Annotated in this window: 37 protein-coding genes; 1 reads left to right on the top strand and 36 read right to left on the bottom strand. The window is 65.0% G+C overall.

What is annotated here, in order from left to right:
* Positions 1 to 34: 34 nt before the first annotated feature.
* The 35 genes from sppA to rpsL all read right to left on the bottom strand — a co-directional run bounded on the left by sppA (position 35) and on the right by rpsL (position 23,504).
* On the bottom strand, positions 35 to 1,006 hold the full coding sequence (sppA, locus tag RVU70_RS08995; protein ID WP_363351095.1) for a signal peptide peptidase SppA: 972 nt from the start codon (positions 1,004 to 1,006) through the stop codon (positions 35 to 37).
* 89 nt (positions 1,007 to 1,095) lie between these two features.
* Positions 1,096 to 1,416 (bottom strand): divalent-cation tolerance protein CutA, encoded by a 321-nt coding sequence (gene cutA, locus RVU70_RS08990; RefSeq protein ID WP_363351093.1) that lies wholly within the window; start codon positions 1,414 to 1,416, stop codon positions 1,096 to 1,098.
* A gap of 1 nt (position 1,417) precedes the next feature.
* Positions 1,418 to 2,890 (bottom strand): DegQ family serine endoprotease, encoded by a 1,473-nt coding sequence (locus RVU70_RS08985; protein WP_363351091.1) that lies wholly within the window; start codon positions 2,888 to 2,890, stop codon positions 1,418 to 1,420.
* Positions 2,891 to 3,021: 131 nt separating this feature from the next.
* Positions 3,022 to 3,438: a 50S ribosomal protein L17 gene (rplQ, locus tag RVU70_RS08980; protein WP_363351089.1), complete on the bottom strand. Its 417-nt coding sequence runs from the start codon at positions 3,436 to 3,438 to the stop codon at positions 3,022 to 3,024.
* Between the two features lie 95 nt (positions 3,439 to 3,533).
* Positions 3,534 to 4,553: a DNA-directed RNA polymerase subunit alpha gene (locus RVU70_RS08975; RefSeq protein ID WP_363351087.1), complete on the bottom strand. Its 1,020-nt coding sequence runs from the start codon at positions 4,551 to 4,553 to the stop codon at positions 3,534 to 3,536.
* Between the two features lie 103 nt (positions 4,554 to 4,656).
* Entirely contained in the window at positions 4,657 to 5,046 is a 390-nt protein-coding gene (rpsK, locus tag RVU70_RS08970; RefSeq protein ID WP_014890740.1) for a 30S ribosomal protein S11, read from the bottom strand.
* Between the two features lie 142 nt (positions 5,047 to 5,188).
* Positions 5,189 to 5,557: a 30S ribosomal protein S13 gene (gene rpsM / locus RVU70_RS08965; RefSeq protein WP_341104731.1), complete on the bottom strand. Its 369-nt coding sequence runs from the start codon at positions 5,555 to 5,557 to the stop codon at positions 5,189 to 5,191.
* 226 nt (positions 5,558 to 5,783) lie between these two features.
* Complete coding sequence (locus tag RVU70_RS08960) at positions 5,784 to 7,079, bottom strand: Hsp70 family protein (protein WP_363351084.1); 1,296 nt, start codon at positions 7,077 to 7,079, stop codon at positions 5,784 to 5,786.
* Positions 7,080 to 7,147: 68 nt separating this feature from the next.
* The gene (locus RVU70_RS08955) at positions 7,148 to 7,729 is read right to left on the bottom strand and encodes an adenylate kinase (RefSeq protein WP_363351082.1); all 582 of its coding nucleotides are present in this window, start codon (positions 7,727 to 7,729) and stop codon (positions 7,148 to 7,150) included.
* Positions 7,726 to 9,060 carry a preprotein translocase subunit SecY gene (secY, locus tag RVU70_RS08950; protein WP_363351080.1) on the bottom strand — a complete coding sequence of 445 codons (1,335 nt, stop codon included), beginning with the start codon at positions 9,058 to 9,060 and terminating at the stop codon, positions 7,726 to 7,728. Before secY ends, RVU70_RS08955 begins: the two co-directional genes overlap by 4 nt.
* A gap of 163 nt (positions 9,061 to 9,223) precedes the next feature.
* Positions 9,224 to 9,700, bottom strand: coding sequence for a 50S ribosomal protein L15 (gene rplO, locus RVU70_RS08945; RefSeq protein WP_363351078.1), 477 nt, complete (start codon positions 9,698 to 9,700; stop codon positions 9,224 to 9,226).
* A gap of 10 nt (positions 9,701 to 9,710) precedes the next feature.
* Positions 9,711 to 9,902 (bottom strand): 50S ribosomal protein L30, encoded by a 192-nt coding sequence (rpmD, locus tag RVU70_RS08940; protein WP_363351076.1) that lies wholly within the window; start codon positions 9,900 to 9,902, stop codon positions 9,711 to 9,713.
* A 14-nt stretch (positions 9,903 to 9,916) separates the two neighbouring features.
* Positions 9,917 to 10,489, bottom strand: a complete 573-nt coding sequence (rpsE, locus tag RVU70_RS08935; protein ID WP_363351074.1) for a 30S ribosomal protein S5 — start codon at positions 10,487 to 10,489, stop codon at positions 9,917 to 9,919.
* Positions 10,490 to 10,567: 78 nt separating this feature from the next.
* A complete protein-coding gene (gene rplR / locus RVU70_RS08930) occupies positions 10,568 to 10,930 on the bottom strand; it encodes a 50S ribosomal protein L18 (protein ID WP_363351072.1) in 363 nt (120 codons plus the stop codon).
* A 12-nt stretch (positions 10,931 to 10,942) separates the two neighbouring features.
* Complete coding sequence (gene rplF / locus RVU70_RS08925; protein WP_363351070.1) at positions 10,943 to 11,476, bottom strand: 50S ribosomal protein L6; 534 nt, start codon at positions 11,474 to 11,476, stop codon at positions 10,943 to 10,945.
* A gap of 38 nt (positions 11,477 to 11,514) precedes the next feature.
* Positions 11,515 to 11,913: a 30S ribosomal protein S8 gene (gene rpsH, locus RVU70_RS08920; RefSeq protein WP_341104716.1), complete on the bottom strand. Its 399-nt coding sequence runs from the start codon at positions 11,911 to 11,913 to the stop codon at positions 11,515 to 11,517.
* A 14-nt stretch (positions 11,914 to 11,927) separates the two neighbouring features.
* The gene (gene rpsN / locus RVU70_RS08915; protein ID WP_363351067.1) at positions 11,928 to 12,233 is read right to left on the bottom strand and encodes a 30S ribosomal protein S14; all 306 of its coding nucleotides are present in this window, start codon (positions 12,231 to 12,233) and stop codon (positions 11,928 to 11,930) included.
* Positions 12,234 to 12,280: 47 nt separating this feature from the next.
* Positions 12,281 to 12,943, bottom strand: coding sequence for a 50S ribosomal protein L5 (gene rplE, locus RVU70_RS08910; protein ID WP_363351065.1), 663 nt, complete (start codon positions 12,941 to 12,943; stop codon positions 12,281 to 12,283).
* Positions 12,936 to 13,253 (bottom strand): 50S ribosomal protein L24, encoded by a 318-nt coding sequence (gene rplX, locus RVU70_RS08905; RefSeq protein ID WP_363351063.1) that lies wholly within the window; start codon positions 13,251 to 13,253, stop codon positions 12,936 to 12,938. Before rplX ends, rplE begins: the two co-directional genes overlap by 8 nt.
* Positions 13,253 to 13,621 carry a 50S ribosomal protein L14 gene (gene rplN, locus RVU70_RS08900; protein ID WP_016917723.1) on the bottom strand — a complete coding sequence of 123 codons (369 nt, stop codon included), beginning with the start codon at positions 13,619 to 13,621 and terminating at the stop codon, positions 13,253 to 13,255. Before rplN ends, rplX begins: the two co-directional genes overlap by 1 nt.
* Positions 13,622 to 13,824: 203 nt before the next feature.
* Complete coding sequence (gene rpsQ, locus RVU70_RS08895) at positions 13,825 to 14,067, bottom strand: 30S ribosomal protein S17 (protein ID WP_363351061.1); 243 nt, start codon at positions 14,065 to 14,067, stop codon at positions 13,825 to 13,827.
* A gap of 14 nt (positions 14,068 to 14,081) precedes the next feature.
* On the bottom strand, positions 14,082 to 14,288 hold the full coding sequence (rpmC, locus tag RVU70_RS08890; RefSeq protein ID WP_363351059.1) for a 50S ribosomal protein L29: 207 nt from the start codon (positions 14,286 to 14,288) through the stop codon (positions 14,082 to 14,084).
* A 13-nt stretch (positions 14,289 to 14,301) separates the two neighbouring features.
* Positions 14,302 to 14,715 carry a 50S ribosomal protein L16 gene (gene rplP, locus RVU70_RS08885; protein WP_036285015.1) on the bottom strand — a complete coding sequence of 138 codons (414 nt, stop codon included), beginning with the start codon at positions 14,713 to 14,715 and terminating at the stop codon, positions 14,302 to 14,304.
* Positions 14,716 to 14,749: 34 nt separating this feature from the next.
* A complete protein-coding gene (gene rpsC, locus RVU70_RS08880) occupies positions 14,750 to 15,517 on the bottom strand; it encodes a 30S ribosomal protein S3 (RefSeq protein WP_363351057.1) in 768 nt (255 codons plus the stop codon).
* Positions 15,518 to 15,530: 13 nt separating this feature from the next.
* On the bottom strand, positions 15,531 to 15,917 hold the full coding sequence (rplV, locus tag RVU70_RS08875; protein WP_363351055.1) for a 50S ribosomal protein L22: 387 nt from the start codon (positions 15,915 to 15,917) through the stop codon (positions 15,531 to 15,533).
* Positions 15,918 to 15,923: 6 nt separating this feature from the next.
* Complete coding sequence (gene rpsS / locus RVU70_RS08870) at positions 15,924 to 16,202, bottom strand: 30S ribosomal protein S19 (RefSeq protein ID WP_332081193.1); 279 nt, start codon at positions 16,200 to 16,202, stop codon at positions 15,924 to 15,926.
* Positions 16,203 to 16,205: 3 nt separating this feature from the next.
* Positions 16,206 to 17,045 (bottom strand): 50S ribosomal protein L2, encoded by an 840-nt coding sequence (gene rplB, locus RVU70_RS08865; RefSeq protein WP_363351053.1) that lies wholly within the window; start codon positions 17,043 to 17,045, stop codon positions 16,206 to 16,208.
* 23 nt (positions 17,046 to 17,068) lie between these two features.
* Positions 17,069 to 17,365 carry a 50S ribosomal protein L23 gene (locus tag RVU70_RS08860; RefSeq protein WP_363351051.1) on the bottom strand — a complete coding sequence of 99 codons (297 nt, stop codon included), beginning with the start codon at positions 17,363 to 17,365 and terminating at the stop codon, positions 17,069 to 17,071.
* The gene (rplD, locus tag RVU70_RS08855) at positions 17,362 to 17,982 is read right to left on the bottom strand and encodes a 50S ribosomal protein L4 (protein ID WP_363351049.1); all 621 of its coding nucleotides are present in this window, start codon (positions 17,980 to 17,982) and stop codon (positions 17,362 to 17,364) included. Before rplD ends, RVU70_RS08860 begins: the two co-directional genes overlap by 4 nt.
* Before the next feature lie 3 nt (positions 17,983 to 17,985).
* Positions 17,986 to 18,714 carry a 50S ribosomal protein L3 gene (gene rplC / locus RVU70_RS08850; RefSeq protein WP_363351282.1) on the bottom strand — a complete coding sequence of 243 codons (729 nt, stop codon included), beginning with the start codon at positions 18,712 to 18,714 and terminating at the stop codon, positions 17,986 to 17,988.
* Positions 18,715 to 18,766: 52 nt separating this feature from the next.
* A complete protein-coding gene (rpsJ, locus tag RVU70_RS08845; RefSeq protein ID WP_003613511.1) occupies positions 18,767 to 19,075 on the bottom strand; it encodes a 30S ribosomal protein S10 in 309 nt (102 codons plus the stop codon).
* A 121-nt stretch (positions 19,076 to 19,196) separates the two neighbouring features.
* Positions 19,197 to 20,387 (bottom strand): elongation factor Tu, encoded by a 1,191-nt coding sequence (tuf, locus tag RVU70_RS08840; protein ID WP_363348256.1) that lies wholly within the window; start codon positions 20,385 to 20,387, stop codon positions 19,197 to 19,199.
* Between the two features lie 46 nt (positions 20,388 to 20,433).
* Positions 20,434 to 22,509 (bottom strand): elongation factor G, encoded by a 2,076-nt coding sequence (gene fusA / locus RVU70_RS08835; RefSeq protein WP_363351046.1) that lies wholly within the window; start codon positions 22,507 to 22,509, stop codon positions 20,434 to 20,436.
* A gap of 33 nt (positions 22,510 to 22,542) precedes the next feature.
* Positions 22,543 to 23,013, bottom strand: coding sequence for a 30S ribosomal protein S7 (gene rpsG / locus RVU70_RS08830; protein WP_363351044.1), 471 nt, complete (start codon positions 23,011 to 23,013; stop codon positions 22,543 to 22,545).
* Between the two features lie 119 nt (positions 23,014 to 23,132).
* Positions 23,133 to 23,504: a 30S ribosomal protein S12 gene (gene rpsL / locus RVU70_RS08825; RefSeq protein WP_026015930.1), complete on the bottom strand. Its 372-nt coding sequence runs from the start codon at positions 23,502 to 23,504 to the stop codon at positions 23,133 to 23,135.
* Positions 23,505 to 24,116: 612 nt separating this feature from the next.
* Between rpsL and RVU70_RS08820 the strand changes: the two genes are divergently transcribed.
* Entirely contained in the window at positions 24,117 to 24,356 is a 240-nt protein-coding gene (locus tag RVU70_RS08820; RefSeq protein ID WP_363351042.1) for a YdcH family protein, read from the top strand.
* Between the two features lie 64 nt (positions 24,357 to 24,420).
* Here RVU70_RS08820 and RVU70_RS08815 read toward each other — a convergent pair whose 3' ends face one another.
* Positions 24,421 to 25,167 (bottom strand): pyridoxamine 5'-phosphate oxidase family protein, encoded by a 747-nt coding sequence (locus tag RVU70_RS08815; RefSeq protein ID WP_363351040.1) that lies wholly within the window; start codon positions 25,165 to 25,167, stop codon positions 24,421 to 24,423.
* Positions 25,168 to 25,179 lie beyond the last annotated feature (12 nt).

Genomic DNA, 25,179 nt, shown 5'->3' with positions numbered 1-25,179 from the left:
TCTATCTAGTTGCAGCAAAACGCCTTGCGCCGATTCAGCGCGCGTCGGAACCCTGCCAAATCGCCAAAAGACCGTCAAGACTGCTGCGTCTTTCGACAGTCACGGCCTGATCGAGCGCCACCGCCAGCGTTTCCAGACCCAGGAGCCGGGCGGCGCCCGCCGCGCCCTCGACGAGGCCGAGGCGCTCGAAGCTCGCCTTCTTCTTCCAGTCGCGCACCGGCAGATCCTTGGCAATCTTCTTATTGGCTTCGAGCCAGGCAATCGCTTCGCGCTCGCCGCCGAGAATGTCGACGAGCTTCAAGGGCACGCCCTGCCGCGCCGTGAACACGCGCCCGTCGGCGACCTTCGCCAGGGCGGCGTCGTCGAGATGCCGCCGCTCCTTCACTAAGTCCTTGAACCAGGCGTAGGAGTCGGCCACCAGACTGGCGATCGCCGCCCGCGCCGCTTCACTCGTCGGCTCGAACCCGTTCGGCGAGGCTTTGAGCGGCGAGGATTTCACTTCCTCGACTTTCACGCCGAGCGAATCCAGCAGCTTGTAGAAATTGGGGTACTGGAACAAGACGCCGATCGACCCGACCAGCGCATTGCCCTCCGCGACAATCGTGTCCGTCGCGATCGCCGCGATATAGGCGCCCGAAGCGGCCAGGGAGCCGACCACCGCGACAACCGGCTTCTTTTCATTGAGACGCCGCAGCTCGTCATAGAGCTTTTCGGCGCCCGTCGTCGTGCCGCCGGGGCTGTCGATGGCGAGCAGCACCGCCTTGGCCTGGCTCGAGTCGCCGATCTTTTTGATCAGATCGATCGTGTCTTTATCCCCCAGGATCATGCCCTGGAGGGAGAGCCGGGCGATATGCGGGGTCAGCTTATCGGTCGAATCGGCCCCGGTGACGCGGGAGACAAGCGCCACCAGGGCGAACCCTGCCGCAGCGATGGCGGCCATGCGCCACCAGCTGAGCTTGCGCCGGAGGCGGCGGCGGTCAATCAGATAATCGGTGGGCGCGGTCATGTCTCTCTCTTGCGAGCCTTCTACTTTGCCGCCGTAGGTAAGCTCAGTTTGCGGCTTTGAAAAGCCGTCGGGCGCAAGCGCGCCGCTTTTCAGGCGCGCCGGGTCGACTCCATGACCCACGCCGCATAGGCGGGATCGGCCTCCGCGACATCGACGCGCAGGATTTCAGGCGTCTCATAACAGTGCAGGCGGCGGACCAAAGCAGCGAGCGCCGCATAGTCGTCGGCGCGATGCTTCATCTGCAGCAGCAGTTCCTGCGTCTCGCAGACCTCGTCCTTCCAGACGTAATGGCTGGACGCCGACGTGATCTGCACGCAGGCCGCGAGCCGCGCGTCGAGAACCGCGCGGGCGAGCGCCCGAGCGTTTTCGGCCGAATCGACCGTGGTGACGAGAATCGCGACGGCGCTCATTCTAGCCGCCAACCACCGTCGTGAAGACCTGTCCGCCGCGCCCGATGGTGATCTTCCAGTAATAGGCGCGCGACGCCGCGGCTTTCTCCAGGTCGCGCGTCGTCTCCACCTTCTGGTCGTTGACGGCGAGAACGACGTCGCCGCGCTGCAACGCGAGCTGCTGGGCGAGGGAGCCGTCCTCGATGTCCGAAACGACGACCCCATTGGCGGCGCCCTGAACGGACATCTCCTCCACGACGGCCGGCGAAATATTGACCACCGTCGCGCCCGAGAAGGGCGACTGGCCTTTGAGTTTCACCGTATCGCGCGAGGGGACCTCGGGCGCCGGGGTGAGCCGTATCTGCACGGTGGTCTTCTTCCCGCCGCGCAGCACGCCGAGCGTCGCCTGGCCGCCGAGCGGCTTGGTGCCGAGACGATAGCCGACCGCCTCTGGATCGTCCGCCGACTGTCCGTCGACGGCAATGATCACATCGCCGCGCTTGAGGCCCGCTTCGGCGGCCGGGCCTTTCGGCTCGACGTCGGCAAGGAGCGCGCCGGCCGGCCGCTCGAGGCTGAGGCCCTCGGCGATCTCCTGCGACATGGTCTGAAGCGTCGCGCCGAGCCAGGGGCGGCGCACGAGCTTGCCGCCGCCCTTGGCCGCCGCGAGCACGTTCTTGACCATGTTGACGGGGATCGCGAAGCCGATGCCGACCGAGCCGCCGGATTTGGAGAAAATCGCCGAATTAATGCCGACGACGCGCGCATTCATATCGACGAGCGGCCCGCCGGAATTGCCGGGATTGATGGCGGCGTCGGTCTGGATGAAGAAGCCATAGTCGGAAATGCCGACATGGGTGCGCGCCAGCGCCGAGACGATGCCCTGCGTCACGGTCTGGCCGACGCCAAAGGGATTGCCGATCGCGAGCGTCAGATCGCCGACTTCGAGCGCGTCGGAATCGCCGAGCTCCATCGTCGGAAAGGCGCCCCCGTCGGCGAGTTTGAGCACCGCAAGGTCCGTGCGCGGATCGCGCAGCAGGATTTTCGCCGGGAATTCGCGCTTGTCGGCGAGGGCGACCTTCACATCGGTCATATTCTCGATGACGTGGTTGTTTGTCACGACGAGTCCCGAGGGGTCGACGATGACGCCCGAGCCCAGCGACTGCGCCATGGGCGAGCGGCCGGGCATGCCGCCGCCTTCGCCGAAAAAGCGCCGGAAAATCGGATCGTCGAGAAGCGGATTGGCCGGCATGCGCTCGACGCGCGAGGCGAAGACGTTGACGACCGCCGGCTGCGCCTTCTTCACGACCGGCGCGAAGGAATAGGCGATCTCGGCGCGGTTCCTCGGTATCGCCGGGCCTTCGGCGGCCGCCGGGACGGCCGGCGCGCTTTGCGCCCGCGCGCGCGCCGGTTCGAAGTTCGATACGGGCAAGGCGGCGGATAAGCCGGCGGCGCAGCCGAGGGCCGCGAAAAGGACATGTCGCAAAGCAAGGCGCATCTGCCGCTCCGGTCTAAGAATCATCGCGCGGGAATATATGCGCGAAATCCAGCCGCGGCGAGAACAAGGGACGCAAAGAAAAAGGCGGCCGCGCCGGCCGCCTTCTATAGATCTGCCAAAAAGGAGGACGTTTACGCCTCTCCTTCCTCGGCGCCGAGGACGGGGCCCGAATCCTGCCCGCGGGCGTCGACGTCGCGGTCGACGAATTCGATGACGGCGAGCGGGGCGTTGTCGCCATAGCGGAAGCCCGCCTTCATCACGCGGGTGTAGCCGCCGTTGCGGTCCTTGTAGCGCGGCCCGAGCACCTCGAAGAGCTTGCCGACGAGCTTCACGTCCTTGATCTGGGCGATGGCCTGACGGCGGGCGTGGAGATCGCCGCGCTTGCCGAGCGTCACGAGCTTCTCGACGACCGGGCGCAGATCCTTGGCCTTGGGCAGCGTCGTGACGATCTGCTCGTGCTTGATCAGCGCCTGCGCCATATTGGCGAACATCGCCTTGCGGTGCTCGTGGGTGCGGCCGAAACGGCGCTTCTTGTGACCGTGATACATCTGGGCTCTCCGTTGCTTATGCGGCCGCCGTGCCAAGGAACGGCCGTCTCTTATCCCCTCTCGCCTTGCCGAATGAGAGGGTTGGGGTGAGGCGCTTAGTAATGCTCCTCGAAGCGCTTGGCGAGGTCGTCGATGTTCTCCGGCGGCCAGCCGGGGACTTCCATGCCGAGGTGCAGGCCCATCTGAGCCAGCACTTCCTTGATCTCGTTCAAGGACTTGCGGCCGAAGTTCGGAGTGCGCAGCATTTCCGCTTCGGACTTCTGGATGAGGTCGCCGATATAGACGATGTTGTCGTTCTTCAGGCAGTTCGCCGAGCGCACCGACAGCTCCAGCTCGTCCACCTTCTTGAGCAGCGCCGGATTGAAGGCGAGCTGCGGGATCGACGGAGCGGCCTCTTCGCGGCGCGGCTCCTCGAAATTGACGAAGACGTTGAGCTGATCTTGAAGGATGCGCGCCGAAAAGGCGAGCGCGTCCTCCGGCGTGATGGCGCCGTTGGTCTCGATGGTCATGGTCAGCTTGTCGTAGTCGAGCACCTGTCCTTCGCGGGTGTTCTCGACGCGGTAGCTGACCTTCTTGACGGGCGAGTAGAGGCTGTCGACCGGGATGAGGCCGATCGGCGCGTCCTCGGCGCGGTTGCGATCGGCCGGAACATAGCCCTTGCCGGTCGAGACCGTGAATTCGATGCGAATTTCGGCGCCCTCGTCGAGCGTGCAGATGACGAGGTCGGGATTGAGGATCTGGACGTCGCCCGTCGCCTGGATGTCGCCGGCCGTGACCGCGCCGGGGCCGGTCTTCTTGAGGGTCAGGCGCTTAACGCCCTCGCCCTGATATTTGATGGCGATGTCCTTGATGTTGAGGACGATGTCGGTCACGTCCTCGCGCACGCCCGGGATCGAGGAGAACTCGTGCAGGACGCCGTCGATGTGGATGGAGGTGATCGCCGCGCCCTGCAGCGACGAAAGAAGAATGCGGCGCAGGGCGTTGCCGAGCGTCACGCCGAAGCCGCGCTCCAGCGGTTCGGCGACGGCGGTGGCCACGCGGCGCGGATCGTCGCCGGCGGTCACGTCGAGCTTGTTCGGCTTGATGAGTTCCTGCCAGTTCTTCTGGATGCTCACTGGGACGCCTTTCCTTGAAGCTCCTGAACGCGGCCCGGCGGGGAGGAGGCCGGGACCGCGCGCGAAATATGCTCGATGAAAGTGGGCTTCTCGCGCCCTGGCGTCAGACGCGCCGGCGCTTGCGCGGGCGGCAGCCGTTGTGCGGGATCGGCGTCACGTCGCGGATCGAGGTGACGGTGAAGCCCGCCGCCTGCAGCGCGCGCAGCGCGGACTCGCGGCCCGAGCCGGGGCCCGAAACCTCGACCTCGAGCGTGCGAACGCCATGCTCGCCCGCTTTGCGGGCGGCGTCCTCGGCGGCCATCTGCGCGGCGTAGGGCGTCGACTTGCGCGAGCCCTTGAAGCCCATCGAGCCGGCCGACGACCAGGACACAGTGTTGCCCTGCGCGTCGGTGATGGTGATCATGGTGTTGTTGAACGTCGAATTCACGTGCGCGACGCCGGAAACGATGTTCTTGCGCTCGCGGCGACGAACGCGGGTGGTGTCCTTGGCCATTTCTGTTCCTGTCCTTCAGACGCGCCCGTAACGCCAGGCGCTGGGGAGTTGAGGTCGTCGTCGTCTCGTCATGGCCGGGTGCGCCCCGGCCATCCCGGACGATCCCCGGAACCGGTCCGGGGACGATCGGCGGGTCAGCCGATCACTTCTTCTTGCCGGCGATGGGCTTCGCCTTGCCCTTGCGGGTGCGCGCGTTGGTGTGCGTGCGCTGGCCGCGAACCGGGAGCTGGCGGCGATGACGCAGGCCGCGGTAGCAGCCAAGGTCCATCAGGCGCTTGATGTTGATCGCGACTTCGCGGCGCAGATCGCCTTCCACGAGATAGTCGCGGTCGATGGTCTCGCGGATTTGCAGGACTTCGGCGTCGGTGAGCTGGGCCACGCGACGTTCGGCGGGGATATTGACCTTCTCACAGATCTCAGCCGCCTTCTTGGCGCCGATGCCATGAATATACTGAAGCGCAATGACGACGCGCTTGTTGGTCGGGATGTTGACGCCTGCAATACGAGCCACGATTTTCTCCATCTCGGGCGGAGCTTGAAAGCGCCGCCGATGACCCCGCGTCCGGTGGAGGCCGGCCCTTGCGGGTATTCGGGTTTAGGGTTGCCCAGAACGCAAAAACGGAAGCCCTCCGAAGAGAACTTCCTCGAATTTTCGTCGGTATCGAGCCGATAACCAGCGTTTGCGGGGGAGTCAAGCAAAATAAGCAAAAAACGACCAAAAGAATCCCGGCCGCGCCTCACGCCGCCCGAGCAGTCCCATCAAAACCGAATTTTCGCGCCGCGTCCAGCCCCAGGCCCAGGCCCACCGCGCCGAACATGTCGCCCTCGACGATCGTCGCTTCGGGCGTCAAGCCGGTGACCGCGGCCCGGACCGCCGGTATGGCCGTCGAGCCGCCGGTGAGGAAAACGGCGTCGATGCGCTCGCCGGCAAGCCCCGCGGCGGCGAGCGTCTCCTTCAGCGTGCGTTCGAGCGCGCCGAGCTGGTCGTTGATGACCTCCTCCAGCACGCCCGAGTCAGCCTCGATCGCAAGGCCCCGCTGCACCTCGCCGAGATCAATGCTGGCGCGCGGCGTCGTCGACAGGCCGATCTTTGCCGCCTCGACCGCCAGCGCCACCGAATGGCCGCGGCGGCTCTCGATGATATCGGCGAGGCGCACGATTTTTTCGGGCGAGAGCGCATAGCGCGCCAGCTCCTCGAGATCGCGCGAGACCTTGGGGGTATAGAGAAGATTGATCCGGTGCCAGGTGGCGAGGTCGACGAAGACGCCGTTCGGCACGAGGATCGCCTTGTCGGCGAAGGGCAACCGCATTTCCGTGCCGAGGCCGAGGTGCGGCATCACCGCCTTCAGGCTGAACAGCCGGTCGATATCCGTGCCGCCGATGTGGACGCCCTTATTGGCGAGCACGTCGCTCGCGCGGTCGGCCTTCGCCCTCCCCTGCGGCGAAACGCGCACGACGGAGAAATCCGAGGTGCCGCCGCCGATATCGCAGATGAGCGCATATTGCTCCTGGGGCGCCGTCTGCTCATAGGCGAGCGCGGCCGCGATCGGCTCGTATTGGAAGGCGATGTCGCGAAAGCCTTGCGCGCGGGCGATTTCCTCGAGCGCATCCTGCGCCCGGCGGTCTGCGGCCGGATCGTCGTCGACAAAATGCACGGGCCGTCCGAGCACGACTTGCGTCACCGGCGCCCCCGCTGCGGCGTCCGCCGCCTGCTTCAGCCGCCCGACGATCAGGCCGATAATGTCCTTGAAAGTATAAGCCTTCGTCTTGATCCGGACCGTCTCGTCCATCAGCGCCGTGCCCAGCACTGATTTCAAGCTGCGCATCAGCCGCCCGTCGGCCCCGTCTACATAAGCCTGGATCGCGGCGCGGCCGAAGATCGGCTGGCCATTCGAGAAGTCGAAGAAAATGGAGCTCGGCAGGGTGCGGCTTCCGCCTTCGAGCTCCGCCAGCGCGACCCCGTCAGCGCCCTCGACCGCGACGGTCGAATTGGACGTGCCGAAGTCGAGGCCGCAAAATGACTTCGCTTCCATGCCGCACTCTTTTGGAAAAGGTCAAAGAAACAGCGCGGCCCGGGCTTCCCGGGCCGGTGTTTCCAAGATCAGCGGCTGATCGACTTGTCGATCGCCGCGCTGACGTCGTCAATGGACGCCATGCCGTCAACTTGCTTCAACTCGCCGCGCGCGGCGTAATGGGCCGAAACCGGCGCCGTTTGTATGCGGTAAGCGTCGAGCCGCGTCTTGAAGCTTTCCGGATTGTCGTCGGCGCGCACTTCCTTGCCGGCCGCGAGCGTCTCGGCGACGCGCTTGCGCATGCGGTCGACGAGGGCGTTCTCGTCCACGACCAATTCAACGACGGCGTCCAGATTCATGCGCTTGCGCGCGAGCAGCTCGCGCAGCGCTTCGGCCTGAGCGACGGTGCGGGGAAAGCCGTCGAGGATGAAGCCATTGGCGCAATCCGGCGCGTCGATGCGCTGATCGATGATGCCAATCACCACGTCGTCGGGCACAAGCTGCCCCGCGTCCATGAGCGCCTTGGCTTTGAGGCCGATGGGAGAGCCGGCGGCGACGGCGGCGCGAAGCATGTCGCCCGTCGAGAGCTGGGGAATCCCCAATTTCTCGACAAGCCTCGCCGACTGCGTTCCCTTGCCGGCGCCCGGAGGGCCGAGAAGGACCAGTCTCATCTGCGGCGTCCCTTGAGCTTCGTCTTGCGAATCAGCCCCTCATATTGCTGCGCCTGCATATGGCCGTGGATCTGGGCGACGGTGTCCATGGTCACGCTCACCACGATGAGCAGCGACGTGCCGCCAAAGTAGAAGGGGAGATTCGCATAAGCGATGAGCCCTTCCGGCAGCAGGCAGATGATCGCGAGATAGGCGGCGCCGAGCACGGTGATGCGCATGAGCACGTCGTCGATGAACTTCGCCGTGCGCTCGCCGGGGCGAATGCCGGGAATGAAGCCGCCATGCTTCTTGAGATTGTCCGCGGTCTCCGTCGGATTGAAGACGATGGCCGTGTAGAAGAAGGCGAAGAAGACGATGAGGCCGACATAGGCCAGCATATAGAGCGGGCGACCATGGCCGAAATAGGCGGAGATCGTCGCGAAAATGCTCTCGGACCCGGTCGACTGGTAGAAATTCGCAACCGTCGTCGGCAGCAGCAGCAGGGAGGAGGCGAAAATCGGCGGGATGACGCCGGCCGTGTTGAGCTTCAGCGGCAGGAAGGACGTCTGGCCTTCGTAAACGCGGTTGCCGTGCTGGCGCTTGGGATAGGTGATCAGCAGCCGACGCTGCGCGCGCTCCATGAAGACAATGAAGGCGATCACCAGGAAGGACATGGCGATGACGCCGACGATGATGCCGGTCGAGATCGCCCCCTGCCGTCCGAGCTCGAGCGTCGAGACGATGGCTGAGGGAAAGGCGGCCACGATACCCGCAAAGATGATCAGCGAAGACCCGTTGCCGATGCCGCGCGACGTGATCTGCTCGCCGAGCCACATCAGGAACATCGTGCCGCCGACGAGAGTCACGACCGTGGTGATGCGGAAGAAGAGACCTGGCTCCGTCACCACGCCCTGCTGGCCTTCGAGGCCGATCGCCATCGCATAAGCCTGGAAGGTCGCGAGCGCGACGGTGAGATAGCGGGTGTATTGGTTGAGAACCTTGCGGCCCTGCTCGCCCTCCTTCTTCAGCGACTCGAGACTCGGAAACACCGAGGTGAGCAGCTGAATGATGATCGACGCCGAAATATACGGCATGATGTTCAGAGCGAAGATGGCGCGGCGCTGCACGGCGCCGCCGGCGAACATGTTGAAGAGCTCCAACATGCCCTTCGACTGACCGAAGAAGCTTTTCGCGAAGGCGTCGGGATCGATGCCCGGCAGCGGCACATAGGTGCCGAGGCGATAGACGATGAGCGCGCCCAGCGTGAACCAGATGCGCTTCTTGAGTTCCTCGGACTTGCCGAAGGCGGAGAGATTGACGTTGGCCGCGAGCTGCTCGGCTGCCGATGCCATGGAGGAACTCCCCTTTGTCGCGCCGGTTCGTGGTCGGCGCCTTTTTGTTAGTGGCGGGCGCGGGGAGCTGGAGGGCCGCCCGTTCGCGCGCCCGGCGATTGCGTGACGCTTCTATAAGACAAAGCGGCCGCTCATGCGAGAGCGGCCGCCCAAAAACATTGCATCAGGCGCTGGCGGCGTCGCCCACGAGGAGCTTGACCGAACCGCCTGCGCCCTCGATCGCCGCAATGGCGCCCTTGGAGGCGGCCGCGACTTCGAAAGCGAGCTTCGCCTTGATCTCGCCCTGACCGAGGATCTTGACGCCGTCGCGCGGCTTGGTCACCAGACCGGCCGCGATGAGCGCATCGACGGTCACCGGCGCGGCGGCGTCCAGCTTGCCCGCGTCGACCGCCTGCTGAATGCGGCCAATGTTGACCTCATTGTAGTCGGTCGAGAACGGGTTGAAGAAGCCGCGCTTCGGCAGGCGACGATGCAGCGGCATCTGGCCGCCCTCGAAGCCCTTGATCGAGACGCCCGTGCGGGCCTTCTGACCCTTGACGCCACGGCCGCCGGTCTTGCCCTTGCCGGAGCCAATGCCGCGGCCAACGCGCATCCGGTTCTTGGTGGAGCCCGGATTGTCGGAGAGTTCGTTGAGTTTCATTGCCGCGTCCTCACTTCTCGTCGACGATTTTGACGAGATGCGCCACCTTGGCGATCATGCCGCGCACCGCCGGGGTGTCTTCCAGCTGGCGTTTGCGGCCGATGCGCGTCAGGCCGAGGCCGAGAAGGGTCCTGCGCTGACGCTCCGGACGGCCGATCGGGCTGCCCGTCTGCTCGACGGTGATCTGCTTGGTGTTCGCCATGTCAGATCCCTCCCTTAAGCGTCGACGGCGTCGGCGTCGACGCCCTGGCGGCGCGCCTGCAGCGCGGACACCTTGAGCGAACGACGCGCGGCGACCGAACGCGGCGAGTCCTCACGGCCCAGCGCGTCGAAGGTCGCGCGGATCATGTTGTAGGGGTTCGACGAGCCCTGGCTCTTGGCGACGACGTCGTGCATGCCGAGCGTCTCGAAGACGGCGCGCATCGGGCCGCCGGCGATGATGCCCGTGCCGGCCGGGGCGGCGCGCAGGATCACGCGGCCCGAGCCATGGCGGCCGTAGACGTCATGATGCAGCGTGCGGCCCTCGCGCAGCGGCACGCGGATCAGCGCGCGCTTGGCGGCTTCCGTCGCCTTGCGGATCGCTTCCGGCACTTCGCGCGCCTTGCCGTGGCCAAAGCCCACGCGGCCTTTCTGGTCGCCGACGACGACGAGGGCGGCGAAACCGAAACGACGGCCGCCCTTCACCACTTTCGCGACGCGATTGATGTGGACCAGACGATCCACGAATTCGCTGTCGCGCTCTTCCCGATCGCGATCGCGACCGCGACCGCCTTCACCTTCACGCGCCATTGTTTCTTCCGTCACTTACGCGGCGCCAGCGCCGCTCGCTTCGTTTCTCTGTCCCCCCGCGCGCGGGGAGAAGAATGCTTAGAACTGCAACCCGCCTTCGCGCGCGCCGTCGGCCAGCGCCTTGACGCGGCCGTGATACATATAGGCGCCGCGGTCGAACACCACCTCGGTGACGCCCTTCGCGGTCGCGCGCTCCGCCAGCAGCTTGCCGACGGTCTTGGCCGCTTCGACATTCGCGCCGGTCTTCAGAGCCTCGCGATTGGCCTTTTCGATCGACGAGGCGGCGACCAGAGTCTGGCCGTTCTCGTCGTCGATGATCTGGGCGTAGATCTGCTTCGACGAGCGGAACACGGAGAGACGCGGGCGGCCATAGGCGCGCTCGCGGATCGCCTTGCGGACACGCGCCTTGCGGCGCTGTTCGATGCTGACATCCTTGGCCATGGCGGCGAGTCCTTACTTCTTCTTGCCTTCCTTGCGGAAGATAAATTCGTTGGCGTATTTGACGCCCTTGCCCTTGTAGGGCTCGGGGCCGCGCAGCGCGCGGATCTCGGCCGCAACCTGGCCGACCTGCTGCTTGTCGATGCCGCTGATCGTGATCTCCGTCGGCTTCGGCGTCGCGATCGCGATGCCCGCCGGGATCGGATAATTCACGTCATGCGAATAACCGAGCGCGAGTTGCAGGACCTTGCCCTGAACCGCGGCGCGATAGCCGACGCCGGTGATCTCCAGCTTCTTTTCGAAGCCGTTCGTCACGCCGACGACGAGATTGTTGACGCGGGCGCGCGAGGTGCCCCACAGCGCGCGGGCGCGCTTGGAGTCGTTGCGCGGGTCGACCTTGATTGCGTTGTCCTGATAAGCGACGGCGACGTCGTCGGGCACCAGGAACTCGAGCTGGCCCTTCGAGCCCTTCACGGACACGAGCTGGCCGTCGACCTTGGCGGTGACGCCGGCCGGAACGACCACAGGCTTCTTGCCGATACGAGACATTGTTGCAATTCCTGTTCAGTCTGAGCGCTTGTGCGAGGTCAGAAGACCTTGCACAGCACCTCGCCGCCGACGTTGTTCTCACGCGCCGCGTGATCGGCCATCACGCCCTTGGGCGTCGACATGATGGTGACGCCCAGGCCATTGGCCACGCGCGGCACCGCGTCGACCGCCGCATAGACGCGACGACCCGGACGCGAAACGCGCTCGATCTGCTTGATCACCGGTTCGCCGTCGAAATATTTCAGCTCGATCTCGAACTCGGTCCGGCCATTGCCGAAATCGGTCGTCGAATAGCCGCGGATGTAACCCTCGTCCTTGAGCACGTCGAGGACGTGGGCGCGCAGCTTCGAGCCGGGCGTCGACACTTTCGACTTGCGGCGCATCTGCGCATTGCGGATGCGGGTGAGGAGATCTCCCAAAGGATCGTTGATCGCCATCTCTCAGGGTCTCCTTACCAGCTCGACTTCACCAGGCCCGGGATCAGGCCGCGGGACCCGAGCTCGCGCAGCGCGATGCGCGACATCTTCAGCTTGCGATAAAAGGCGCGCGGACGGCCGGAAACCTCGCAGCGGTTGCGAATCCGGATCGCCGCCGAGTTGCGCGGCAGCTGCGCCAGTTTGAGGCGCGCCTCGAACTGCTCCTCGATGCTCAAGGAGTCGTCGTTGGCCCTCGCCTTCAGCCGCTCGCGGCGGCCGGCGTAGGACTTCACGAGCCTCGCCTTCTTCTTGTTGTTCTCGATCGCGCTTTTCTTCGCCATGAGTGGTCTTGCCTTTCGGTATCCGCGTTTGAGGGCTTAGAGAGCCCTCACTGCCGGAACGGGAAATTGAACGCCTTGAGCAGGGCGCGCGCTTCTTCGTCGGTCTTGGCCGTCGTGCAGACGATCACGTCCATGCCCACAATCGACTCGGTCTTGTCGTAGTCGATTTCCGGGAACACGATGTGCTCCTTGATGCCGAGCGCGTAATTGCCGCGGCCGTCGAAGGACTTCGGATTGAGGCCGCGGAAGTCGCGCACGCGCGGCAGCGCCACGGTGATCAGACGGTCGAGGAATTCGTACATGCGGGTCTTGCGAAGGGTCACCTTCGCGCCGATCGGCATGTTCTCGCGCACCTTGAAGGTCGAAATGGCCTTGCGGGCGCGGGTGACGACCGCCCTCTGGCCGGCGATCAATCCGAGCTCGCTCGCCGCCGAGGTCACCTTCTTGGTGTCGTTGACCGCTTCGCCGACGCCCATGTTGAGAACGATCTTCTCGATCGTCGGCACTTCGAGCGGGTTCTTGTAGCCGAACTGCTGGATGAGCTGCTCGCGCACGACCTCGTCGTAATGCTTCTTCATGCGCGGCGTATAGCCCGCGACGCTCGCCTTGGCGACGGCGGCGGTTTCAGCCTTCGCCGGCTTCTCCTTGGCGGCGGCCTTCGGAGCCTTGGCGGCGGACTTTTCCGCCTTGGGCTTCTTTTCCTCAGCCATCGATCAATTCTCCGGAACGCTTGGCGACGCGGACCTTGCGGCCGTCGTCGAGAATCTTGAAGCCGACGCGCGTCGCCTTGCCGTCCTTGGGATCGGCGATCGCGAGATTGGACAAATCGATCGGCGCCGCCTTGTTGACGATGCCCGCTTCGCGGTCCTTCGTCTGACGCTGATGGCGCTTCACCATATTGACGCCGTCGACGAGCGCGCGGCCCTCGTCGGGGATCACGCGCAGCACCTCGCCCGACTTGCCCTTGTCGCGGCCGGCGAGAACGACGACCTTGTCGCCCTTCTTGATCTTGGCGGCCATTACAGCACCTCCGGCGCGAGCGAAATGATCTTCATGTGGTTCTTGGCGCGCAATTCGCGCGGCACCGGCCCGAAGATGCGCGTGCCGATCGGCTCCTGCTGATTGTTGATCAGCACCGCGGCGTTCGAATCGAAGCGGATCACCGAACCGTCCGAACGCTTGATGTCCTTCGAGGTGCGCACGACGACGGCCTTGAGCACGTCGCCCTTCTTCACGCGGCCGCGCGGAATCGCCTCTTTGATGGAGACGACGATAATGTCGCCCACGCCGGCGTATTTCCGCTTCGAGCCGCCCAGCACCTTGATGCACATCACACGGCGGGCGCCGGAATTGTCGGCGACGTCGAGATTTGTTTGCATCTGAATCATGGCTTACCCGCCTTTCACTCCGGTCTGGTTTCGGCCCCGCCCGATCGCGGCGGCCGACTTCGTCCGGAAAACCTGATGTTCAATTTCAGCGCGCTTCCCCAGCGCATGAGACATGCGTTGGGGAAGCGCGCCAGATTTTCAAGGGCTCGAGCGGTCTCTATAAAGGGCTACGACCCTTTTCTCAACCGGCTCGAGCGGCGTATTTACGCGTTCGCGCCGTTTTCGACAACCCGCCAGCGCTTCAATTTCGAAATCGGCGCCGTCTCTTCGATCGTCACGGCGTCGCCGACCTTGAACGCGCCGCTCTCATCGTGCGCGTGATAATGTTTCGTGCGGCGCACCGTCTTCTGGAACAGCGGGTGGGTGAAACGGCGCTCGACCTTCACGACCACGGTCTTGTTCTGCTTGTCGCTGACGACGACGCCCTGGAGAATTCGCTTCGGCATGGCGCTCTCTTACCTTACTTTCCGGCGCTTTTCTGCGCGGCGATGGTCTTGGCCCGGGCGATGTCGCGGCGGATGACGCGCACGCGGGCGGTGTTCTCGAGCTGGCCGGTCGCCCGCTGGAAGCGCAGGTTGAACTGCTCCTTCTTGAGCTTCAGCACTTCGTCGTTGAGCTGGTCCTCGGTCATCGCCTTGATGTCCGAGAGGCGCTGCTTGGATTTCATGTCGTCCTCCCCCTTACTCGGCGATGCGTTCGATGAAACGGGTCTTGATCGGCAGCTTGGCGGCGGCGAGCGTCAGCGCCTCGCGGGCGAGCGGCGCGGGAACGCCGTCGACCTCGAACATGATGCGGCCGGGCGCCACGCGCACCGCCCACAATTCCGGCGCGCCCTTGCCCTTACCCATGCGGACTTCGGTCGGCTTCTTGGAAACCGGCACATCCGGGAAGATGCGGATCCACACGCGGCCGGCGCGCTTCATGTGGCGCGTCATGGCGCGGCGGGCCGCCTCGATCTGACGCGCGGTGATGCGCTCGGGCTCGAGCGCCTTCAGGCCGAACTGACCAAAGTTCAGCGAGAAGCCGCCCTTCGCGGCGCCGTGGATGCGGCCCTTGAAGGCCTTGCGGAACTTGGTGCGCTTTGGTGACAGCATGAGTGGTGCTCTTTAATCTTGTGCGTGTTGCGCCTCAGGCGGCGTCGCCGCGGGGTTCGCGCGGCTCGCGACGGCGGCGGTCGCGGTCGCCGCGCTCGCGGTCACGCTCGCCGTGGTGATCGCCGCCGGCGGAAGCCGCCTCGGCCGCACGGCGCTCCTGCGCCATCGGATCGTGCTCGAGAATCTCGCCCTTGAAGATCCAGACCTTGATGCCGCAGGCGCCATAGGCGGTGTGGGCGGTCGCGGTGCCGTAGTCCACGTCGGCGCGCAGCGTATGCAGCGGCACGCGGCCCTCGCGGTACCATTCGAGACGGGCGATTTCGGCGCCGCCGAGACGGCCCGAGCAGTTGATGCGGATGCCCTGCGCGCCGAGACGAATGGCCGACTGGACCGCCCGCTTCATGGCGCGACGGAAGGCGACGCGGCGCTCGAGCTGCTGCGCGATCGATTCGGCGACCAGCGCCGCCTCGGTCTCGGGCTTGCGCACCTCGACGATGTTGATGACGACCTCGGAGCCCGTGAGCTTGGCGACGAGTTTGCGGATCTTGTCGATGTCCGCGCCCTTCTTGCCAATCACCACGCCCGGACGGGCGGAGTGGATCGTGACGCGGCACTTCTTGTGCGGGCGCTCGATGACGATCTTGGAGACCGCCGCCTGCTTCAGCGTCTTCGACACCGCCTCGCGGATCGCCATGTCCTCGTGCAGGAGCTTGGCGTATTCGCCCTTGCCCGCGAACCAGCGCGAGTCCCAGGTGCGGTTGACGCCGAGGCGCAGCCCGATCGGATTAACCTTCTGACCCATGGTTCGTAATCCTTTAGGCGTTCGCTTGCGCTTCGACTTCGCGCACGATGATCGTGAGGTTCGAGAACGGCTTCTCGATCCGGCTGGCGCGACCGCGGGCGCGGGCGTGGAAGCGCTTCATGACCAGCGCCTTGCCGACGAAGGCCTGGGCGACGATCAGGTCGTCGACGTCGAGGCCATGATTGTTCTCGGCGTTGGCGATGGCGCTCTCCAGCGTCTTCTTGACCTCGTGCGCGATGCGCTTTCTGGAAAACTCCAGATCGGCGAGCGCGCGATCGACCTTCTTGCCGCGGATGAGCTGGGCGAGAAGATTGAGCTTCTGCGGCGACACGCGGATCATGCGGGCGACGGCGCGCGCCTCATTGTCCGCGTTTCGGGGCGGGTTGGCCTGCTTGGACATTTGCGCTTAGCCCCTCTTCGCCTTCTTGTCCGCCGCATGACCGTGGAAGGTGCGCGTCGGAGCAAATTCGCCGAACTTGTGCCCGATCATGTCTTCCGACACGGACACGGGAATATGTTTCTGGCCGTTGTGGACGCCGAAGGTCAATCCGACGAACTGCGGCAGAATGGTGGAGCGGCGGCTCCAGATCTTGATGACTTCGGAGCGGCCCGACGCGCGCGATGTCTCCGCCTTCTTCAGCAGATAGCCGTCGACGAACGGGCCTTTCCAGATCGAGCGAGCCATGGATCAGCCCTTCTTCTTGCGGTTGTGCCGCGAGGACACGATGAAACGGTCGGTGGACTTGTTGCTGCGGGTCTTCTTGCCCTTCGTCGGCTTGCCCCACGGGGTCACCGGATGGCGGCCGCCCGAGGTGCGGCCCTCGCCGCCGCCGTGCGGATGGTCGATCGGGTTCATGGTGACGCCGCGGTTATGCGGGCGACGGCCGAGCCAGCGCGAGCGACCGGCCTTGCCGATCGAGGTGTTCATGTGGTCCGGGTTCGACACCGCGCCGATGGTGGCGAAGCATTGGCCGTGAACCAGGCGCTGCTCGCCGGAGTTCAGGCGGATGATGACATAGCCCTGATCGCGGCCGACGATCTGCGCATAGGCGCCGGCCGAACGCGCGATCGCGCCACCCTTGCCGATCTTCATCTCCACATTGTGGACGATAGTGCCGACGGGGATATTGGCGATCGGCATGGCGTTGCCGGGCTTCACGTCGACCTGCTGGCCCGAGACCACCTCGTCGCCGACCGCGAGACGCTGCGGCGCGAGGATGTAGGCCAGCGTGTCGTCCGCATAGCGGATCAGCGCGATGAAGGCCGTGCGGTTCGGGTCATATTCCAGCCGCTCCACCTTGCCGACGACGTCGAGCTTGCGCCGCTTGAAGTCGACGAGGCGATAGGCCTGCTTGTGGCCGCCGCCGCGGAAACGGACCGTCACGCGGCCCATATTGTTGCGGCCGCCCTTGGAGGTCTTGCCCTCGGTCAGGGCTTTGACCGGCTTGCCCTTGTAAAGGTCGCTGCGGTCGACGATGACGAGCTGGCGAAGGCTCGGCGTGACCGGCTTGAATGTCTTCAGCGCCATTGTTCTGTCCTCACGCCTTCTCTTTACAGTCCGGTCGTCACGTCGATCTTGTGGCCCTCGGCGAGCGTGACGACGGCTTTCTTGACGTCGCTCTGCTGGCCGCGGACGCCACGGAACGCCTTCACCTTGCCCTTGCGGACCAGGGTGTTCACGGACTCGACCTTCACGTCGAAAAGACCCTCGACCGCCGCCTTGATCTGCGGCTTGGTCGCGGTCTTGGCGACCTTGAAGACCACCTTGTTGTTCTCAGAGGCGAGCGTCGCTTTCTCGGTGACGACCGGGGCGACGATCACGTCGTAATGGCGCACGTCCTTGCTCATTTCAGGCGCGCCTCCAGCGCGTCCACCGCGGCGCGGGTCAAGACCAGCTTCTCGCGACGAATGATGTCGTAAACATTGACGCCCTCGACCGGCAATACGTCGATCTGCGGGATGTTGCGGGCGGCGAGCGCGAAATTGTCCTGCGGCGCGCCGCCGACAATGATGATCGCGTTCGACAGGCCGGACTTGGCGAAGCCTCCGGCGAGAATCTTCGTCTTCGGCTCGGCGAGCTCCGCCTTTTCCCAGATGATGATGCCGCCGTCCTTGGCCTTCGCCGAAAGCGCGTGCTTCAGCGCGAGCTGACGCACCTTCTTCGGCAGGTCGTGCTCATGGCTGCGCACCTGCGGACCGAAGGCGCGGCCGCCGCCGCGGAACTGCGGGACGCGGGCGGAGCCGTGACGGGCGCCGCCGGTGCCCTTCTGCTTATACATCTTCTTGCCGGTGCGGGCGATGTCCGCACGGTTCTTGACCGCATGGGTGCCGGCGCGGCGCTTGGCGAGCTGCCAGCGGATCATCCGGTGGATGAGGTCCGCACGCGGCTCGAGGCCGAAGATGTCATCGGAAAGTTCGATCGAACCGGCCGCCTGGCCGTCGAACGACGTGACGTCGATCTTCACGGCTCAGTCCTCCTTCTTTTCTTCTTGAGCGGGGGCCGCTTCGGCCTGGCCGGCCTCGGCGAGGCGGAACTTGCCCGGCTGCGGCGCGTCCTTGGGGAGCGCGCGCTTGACGGCGTCGCGCACATAGATCCAGCCGCCGGCGGTGCCCGGAACGGCGCCTTCGACGAGCAGCAGGCCGCGCTCGACGTCGGTCTGCACCACGCGCAGATTCTGCGTGGTCACGCGCTCCACGCCCATGTGGCCGGCCATTTTCTTATTCTTGAAGGTCTTGCCGGGGTCCTGACGGCCGCCGGTCGAACCATGCGAACGATGCGAGATCGACACGCCGTGCGACGCGCGCAGGCCGCCGAATCCCCAGCGCTTCATCGGACCGGCGAAGCCCTTGCCGGTCGAGGTGCCGGTCACGTCGACGAACTGGCCGACGACGAAGTGATCGGCGGTGATCTCGGCGCCAACCGGCAGCAGCTCGTCCTCGTTCACGCGGAACTCGGTGAGTCTCAGCTTGGGTTCGACCTTCGCCGCGGCGAAGCGCGTGCGCTCGGCCTTGGAGACATTCTTCACTTTGGCGCGGCCGATGCCGAGCTGAACGGCGGTGTAGCCGTTCTTCTCCTTGGTGCGCTGAGCGACGACTTGGCAGCCGTCCAGCTTCAGCACCGTGACCGGCACATGCTCGCCCGCCTCTGTGAAGACGCGGGTCATTCCGACCTTTTGCGCGATGACGCCCGACCGCATGTTCATTATTCCTTCGCGAGGCGGCTGCCTGGGGGGCCGCCCAAATCCGTTCTTAGAGCTTGATCTCGACGTCGACGCCCGCGGCGAGATCGAGCTTCATCAGCGCGTCCACCGTCTGCGGGGTGGGATCGACGATGTCGAGAACGCGCTTATGGGTTCTGATCTCGAACTGCTCGCGCGACTTCTTGTCGATATGAGGCGAGCGGTTCACCGTGAACTTCTCGATCTTGGTCGGCAGCGGGATCGGGCCACGGACCTGGGCGCCGGTGCGCTTCGCCGTGGAGACGATCTCCTTCGTCGACGTGTCGAGAATCCGGTGATCGAACGCCTTCAAGCGAATCCGGATATTTTGACCGTTCATTGTCTCGTCCTTTGGGACCGCGAGCCTGCTTCAGCCCGCCTTCATGCGCCGCGCGCGGTGAGAAGCGCGCGGCCTTGTTCACAAGAGCGAGCCGAAACGACCCGCGGTCCAGATTCGCTTCTTACTCGATGATGCTGGCGACGACGCCCGCGCCGACCGTGCGGCCGCCTTCGCGGATGGCGAAGCGCAGCTTCTCCTCCATGGCGATCGGCACGATCAGGCTCACTTCCATCGTGACGTTGTCGCCCGGCATCACCATCTCGACGCCCTCGGGGAGCGTCACGATGCCGGTCACGTCCGTCGTGCGGAAGTAGAACTGCGGACGATAGTTGGTGAAGAACGGCGTGTGGCGGCCGCCCTCTTCCTTCGTCAGAATGTAGGCCTCGGCCTTGAACTTGGTGTGCGGCTTCACCGAACCCGGCTTGCACAGCACCTGGCCGCGCTCCACGTCCTCGCGCTTCGTGCCGCGCAGCAGGCAGCCGACGTTGTCGCCCGCCTCGCCCTGATCGAGCAGCTTGCGGAACATCTCGACGCCCGTCACCGTCGTCTTCGTCGTCGGGCGGATGCCGACGATCTCGACTTCCTCGCCGACCTTGACCACGCCGCGCTCGATGCGGCCCGTCACCACCGTGCCGCGGCCCGAAATCGAGAACACGTCCTCGACCGGCATCAGGAACGGCTGATCCTTCGGACGCTCCGGCTGCGGGATATAGCGGTCGACTTCCTGCATCAGCTTCAGGATCGCGTCATGGCCGATCTCGGGCGTCTTGCCCTCGAGCGCCGCCAGCGCCGAACCCTTGACGATCGGAATGTCGTCGCCGGGGAACTCGTACTTGGACAGCAGCTCGCGCACTTCGAGCTCGACGAGCTCGAGAAGCTCCGGATCGTCGACCATGTCGACCTTGTTCAGGAACACCACCAGCGCCGGCACGCCGACCTGGCGGGCAAGCAGAATGTGCTCGCGGGTCTGCGGCATCGGGCCGTCGGCGGCGGACACGACGAGGATCGCGCCGTCCATCTGCGCCGCGCCGGTGATCATGTTCTTCACATAGTCGGCGTGGCCGGGGCAGTCGACGTGGGCGTAGTGGCGGTTCTGCGTCTCATATTCGACGTGCGCCGTCGAAATCGTGATGCCGCGCGCCTTCTCCTCCGGAGCCTTGTCGATCTGGTCATAGGCCGTAAACGTCGCGCCGCCCGTCTCCGCCAGAACCTTGGTGATCGCCGCCGTCAAAGACGTCTTGCCATGATCGACGTGGCCGATCGTCCCGATGTTGCAGTGCGGCTTCGTGCGTGAGAATTTTTCCTTGGCCATGGCCGTGCTCCTTCAGAGAGTTCGCTTACCGTTCGCGTTCGCGGGATCAGGCGTATTTCGCCTGCACCTTCTTCGACTCCGCTTCCGGCACCTGTTCATAGTGATCGAATTGCATCGTATAGCTGGCGCGGCCCTGCGTGCCGGAGCGCAGCTGGTTGACGTAGCCGAACATGTTGGCGAGCGGCACCATGGCGTTGATCACCACGGCGTTGGCGCGCATGTCCTGGCCCTGGATCTGGCCGCGACGCGAGTTCAGATCGCCGATGACGAAGCCGGTGTATTCTTCCGGCGTCACCACCTCGACCTTCATGATCGGCTCGAGCAGCACCGAACCGCCTTTGGTGAGCGCCTCGCGGGTCGCCGCGCGGGAGGCGATTTCGAAGGCGAGAACCGAAGAGTCGACGTCGTGGAAGGCGCCGTCGATGAGGGTCGCCTTGAGATCGACGACCGGGAAGCCGGCGAGGATGCCCGAGCTCGTCACCGACGCAATGCCCTTGTCGACGCCGGGGATATATTCCTTCGGCACCGCGCCGCCGACGATCTTCGATTCGAACTCATTGCCCTTGCCGGCTTCGTTCGGCTCGTAAATGATCTTGACGCGGGCGAACTGACCGGTGCCGCCGGTCTGCTTCTTGTGCGTGTAGTCGATCTCGACCTTCTTGCCGAGACGCTCGCGATAGGCGACCTGCGGCGCGCCGATGTTGGCGTCGACCTTATAGGTGCGTTTCAGAATGTCGACCTTGATGTCGAGATGCAGTTCGCCCATGCCCTTGAGGATGGTCTGGCCGCTCTCCTGGTCGGTCGAGACGCGGAAGGACGGATCTTCGGCCGCGAGCTTCTGCAGCGCGATGCCGAGCTTCTCCTGATCGGCCTTCGACTTCGGCTCGATGGCGATCTCGATGACCGGCTCCGGGAACTCCATGCGCTCGAGAATGACGGGCTTCTGCTGGTCGCAGAGCGTGTCGCCCGTGCGGGTCTCCTTGAGGCCGGCGAGCGCGACGATGTCGCCCGCATAGGCTTCCTTAATGTCCTCGCGGTTGTTGGCGTGCATGAGCAGCATGCGGCCGATGCGCTCCTTCTTCTCCTTCGTGGAGTTCAGGACGGTCGTGCCCGATTCGATCTTGCCCGAATAGACGCGCGCGAAGGTGATGGTGCCGACGAAGGGGTCGTCCATGATCTTGAAGGCGAGCATGGAGAAGGGCTCGGCGTCGGAGGGGTTGCGCACCATCTCCTCGCCCGTGTCCATGTTGACGCCCTTGATCGCCTCGCGATCGACCGGCGACGGCAGATAATGAACCACCGCGTCGAGCAGCGGCTGCACGCCCTTGTTCTTGAAGGCCGAGCCGCAGAACACCGGATGGAAGGCGACGGTGCGAACCGCCTTGCGGATGAGCTTGTGCAGCGTCTCCTCGTCCGGCTCCTGGCCGTCGAGATAGGCGGACATGGCGTCGTCGTCGAGTTCGACCGCCGCCTCGATCAGCGCGGTGCGATATTCCTTCGCCTTGTCGAGAAGGTCGGCCGGAATTTCTTCGTCATGGTATTTCGCGCCGAGCCCTTCGTCTTCCCAGACGACCGCCTTCATGCGGACGAGGTCGATGACGCCCTTGAAATTGTTCTCGGCGCCGATCGGGAGCTGCACGCAAACGGGCTTGCCGCCGACGCGCGTCTTGATGTCGTCGACGCAACGGAAAAAGTCGGCGCCGATCTTGTCCATCTTGTTGACGAAGACGATGCGCGGCACGCCATATTTATCGGCCTGGCGCCAAACGGTTTCGGTCTGCGGCTCGACGCCCTGATTGCCGTCGAGAACGCAGACAGCGCCGTCGAGCACGCGCAGCGAACGCTCGACTTCGATCGTGAAATCGACGTGGCCGGGAGTGTCGATGATATTGAGGCGCTTGCCGTTCCAGAAGGTGGTCGTCGCGGCCGAGGTGATCGTGATGCCGCGCTCCTGCTCCTGCTCCATCCAGTCCATCGTCGCGGCGCCCTCATGCACCTCGCCGATTTTGTGGCTCTTGCCGGAGTAATAGAGGATGCGCTCCGTCGTCGTCGTCTTGCCGGCGTCGATATGCGCCATGATGCCGAAGTTGCGGTAGTCCTCGATCGGATGCGAGCGGGCCATAACGAATGTCCTCGTGAGAGCTTTGACGACGCCTTACCAGCGGTAATGCGAGAAGGCGCGGTTGGCTTCCGCCATGCGATGGGTGTCTTCGCGCTTCTTCACCGCGGCGCCGCGGTTGTTGGAGGCGTCGAGCAGTTCGGCCGACAGACGGTCGACCATGGTCTTGTCGTTACGGGCGCGGGCGGCGGTGATGATCCAGCGGATCGCCAGCGCCTGGCGGCGCTCGGTGCGCACTTCGACCGGGACCTGATAGGTGGCGCCGCCGACGCGGCGGGAGCGCACCTCGATCGCCGGCGCGACATTGTCCAGCGCCTGCTTGAAGACCGCCAGCGGATCGCTCTTGGCCTTCGCCTCGACCTGATCGAGGGCGCCGTAAACGATCGCCTCGGCGACCGACTTCTTGCCGTCGTACATGATCGAGTTCATGAACTTCGCGAGCACCACATCGCCAAACTTGGCGTCTTCGATGACTTCGCGCTTCTCGGCCCGGTGACGTCTCGACATGACCTAATCTCTCTTTTTCACCGTCATGGCCGGCTCGTCCCGGCCATCCGCTGATCGTGTTTCGTAAGACCCCGGTTCTCGCTTCGCTCCGCCGGAGACGATCGCCGCTCAGGCGGCGATCACTTCGGACGCTTGGCGCCGTATTTCGAACGGCGCTGCTTGCGGTCCTTGACGCCCTGCGTGTCGAGCACGCCGCGCAGAATGTGGTAGCGAACGCCCGGAAGGTCCTTCACGCGGCCGCCGCGGATCATGACAACCGAGTGCTCCTGAAGGTTGTGCCCTTCGCCCGGAATATAGCCGATCACCTCGAAGCCATTGGTCAGGCGCACCTTGGCGACCTTGCGAAGCGCCGAGTTCGGCTTCTTCGGCGTCGTCGTGTAGACGCGGGTGCACACGCCGCGCTTCTGCGGGCAGGCGCCGAGATGGCGGGCCTTCTCGCGATACGTCTTCGGGTGACGCGGCTTGCGGATCAACTGGCTGATCGTCGGCATCAAAAAGTCCTTCGCTTCGCTCTAATCGCGAATGGCGGATGTTCGGGTTGACCCGCCGGCGCGCCGCTTAAGACGCGCAAACGAGCGAAGCGCCGATGGCCGCAAGGGCCAGGGCGCTCCTGACGCAGAGGACCCCGAGCGTGACCCGGGATCGTGCCTTCCTGTCCGACGCCGCAAGGCGACGGTATGAATACCAATCCGGCTAGGCCGGCTTTGCTTGGCGGTCACAGGCAAGGCGACAGCGTATAAGTTCGAAGGGTCGCGAGCGCGGCGCTCACCGACGGCGTGAACTTACGGCCTGTCGAAAGTGCGCGGAACCTAATCGCGCCTTCGCAACGCGTCAAGCGCAGATTGAACGCCGGCGCGAGAAAAATGCCGAAGAAAAATTGGGCGCCCCGCGCGGTCCGCCGCTGCGGCCAGCGGATGGCGGCGCCGCGCGGCCGAGTTCGAGGCCGTTTCGGCCTCGCTTCGAGGGACGAGCGCGGCTGCGCTTGCGCGCTTTGGTCGCAGAGTCCGAGGACTCGGTTCCCTTTGCGAAAACCGGTAAAAGGCTTCAGCGGCGCCAGCGCGCCGACAATGATTCCAGAAACGATAGAGGGAGAAAAATCCATCATGAGCCATGTCGCGCATGAACTGCACGAAGAATTCCCCGAAAAGGCCCAGGCCATCCATGCGCTGAAGGCGAGCAACGCGCATTTCGCGCGCATCGCCGAGGAATATCACACGCTGAACCGCTCGATCCATCGTATGGAGACCAACGTCGAACCCGTCGACGACGCGACCATCGAGGACCTGAAGAAAAAGCGCCTCTCGCTCAAGGACGAGATCGCGGGCTTCCTCACCGAGGCCTAAGGGCGCGCCTGGCCCCTTTCGACGCGCAATCGGCAGGGGCCGCGGCTTTCCAGCAGCAAGTCAATCAGGACGCGGCGGCGAAACGCGCCAGTTCGGCGAGCGCCGCCTCGGGCGTTTTCACAGCCGCGTTGAAGACGAGCCGGGCCGTGGCGTCGGCGCTGGCGAGATCGATCCCCTCGGGGTCGAGGCCGGTCGCCCGCCACTGTCCCGCTTTCCCGCCCGCAAGCTTCGCCGCACATTCCGCGACAACGCGGGCGTGGTCGGCGTTGAGCTTCGCCAAAGTCTCAGTTTCGGCGGCCAGGAGCGCCTCGGCCCCGGAGAGGTCGGTCAATAGATAGCTCGGCCCGAAATCCGCCGCGCGGGCGAATCCGCCATTGAGATGCACCGCCTCGATCTCCGCCCGCCAGAAGGAAAAGTCAGGAAAGTCGGCGTAAAGCTGCGCCTTGGGATTGCGGCGCAGGAAGCGGGCGCGGGCGTCCGGGTTCTCTGTGCGGGCGGCCGTCGCGACGAGGGTCAGGCGCGGATGGGTCATGGGGTCGCCCTTGCCGCCCTGGGCGAGCAGCAGCGACAACCGATTGTCGCGCTCGAGATGGCGCGTATGCTGGGCGAGCCGCGACAGCAGCAGGATCGGCGCGCCGTCGTAATCCGTGGCGATCGCGGTCAATGTGGCGAAAGGCGCGCCGCTCTCCGTCAAAGTCGCCAGGGTCGCCGTGCGGATCGACCGCAAGAGTCGCTTGGATTCCGCCAAAGGATCGAAGTCCGGATCCTGTCGGGGGTCGCGCAGGGGCGGCCCGTCATTGGCTATCGTCATGATTTTGCCTGC

The organism is Methylocystis echinoides (genome assembly GCF_040687965.1).
GTDB classification, from domain to species: Bacteria; Pseudomonadota; Alphaproteobacteria; order Rhizobiales; family Beijerinckiaceae; genus Methylocystis; species Methylocystis echinoides_A.
This window is presented reverse-complemented; position numbering and strand designations above follow the sequence as displayed.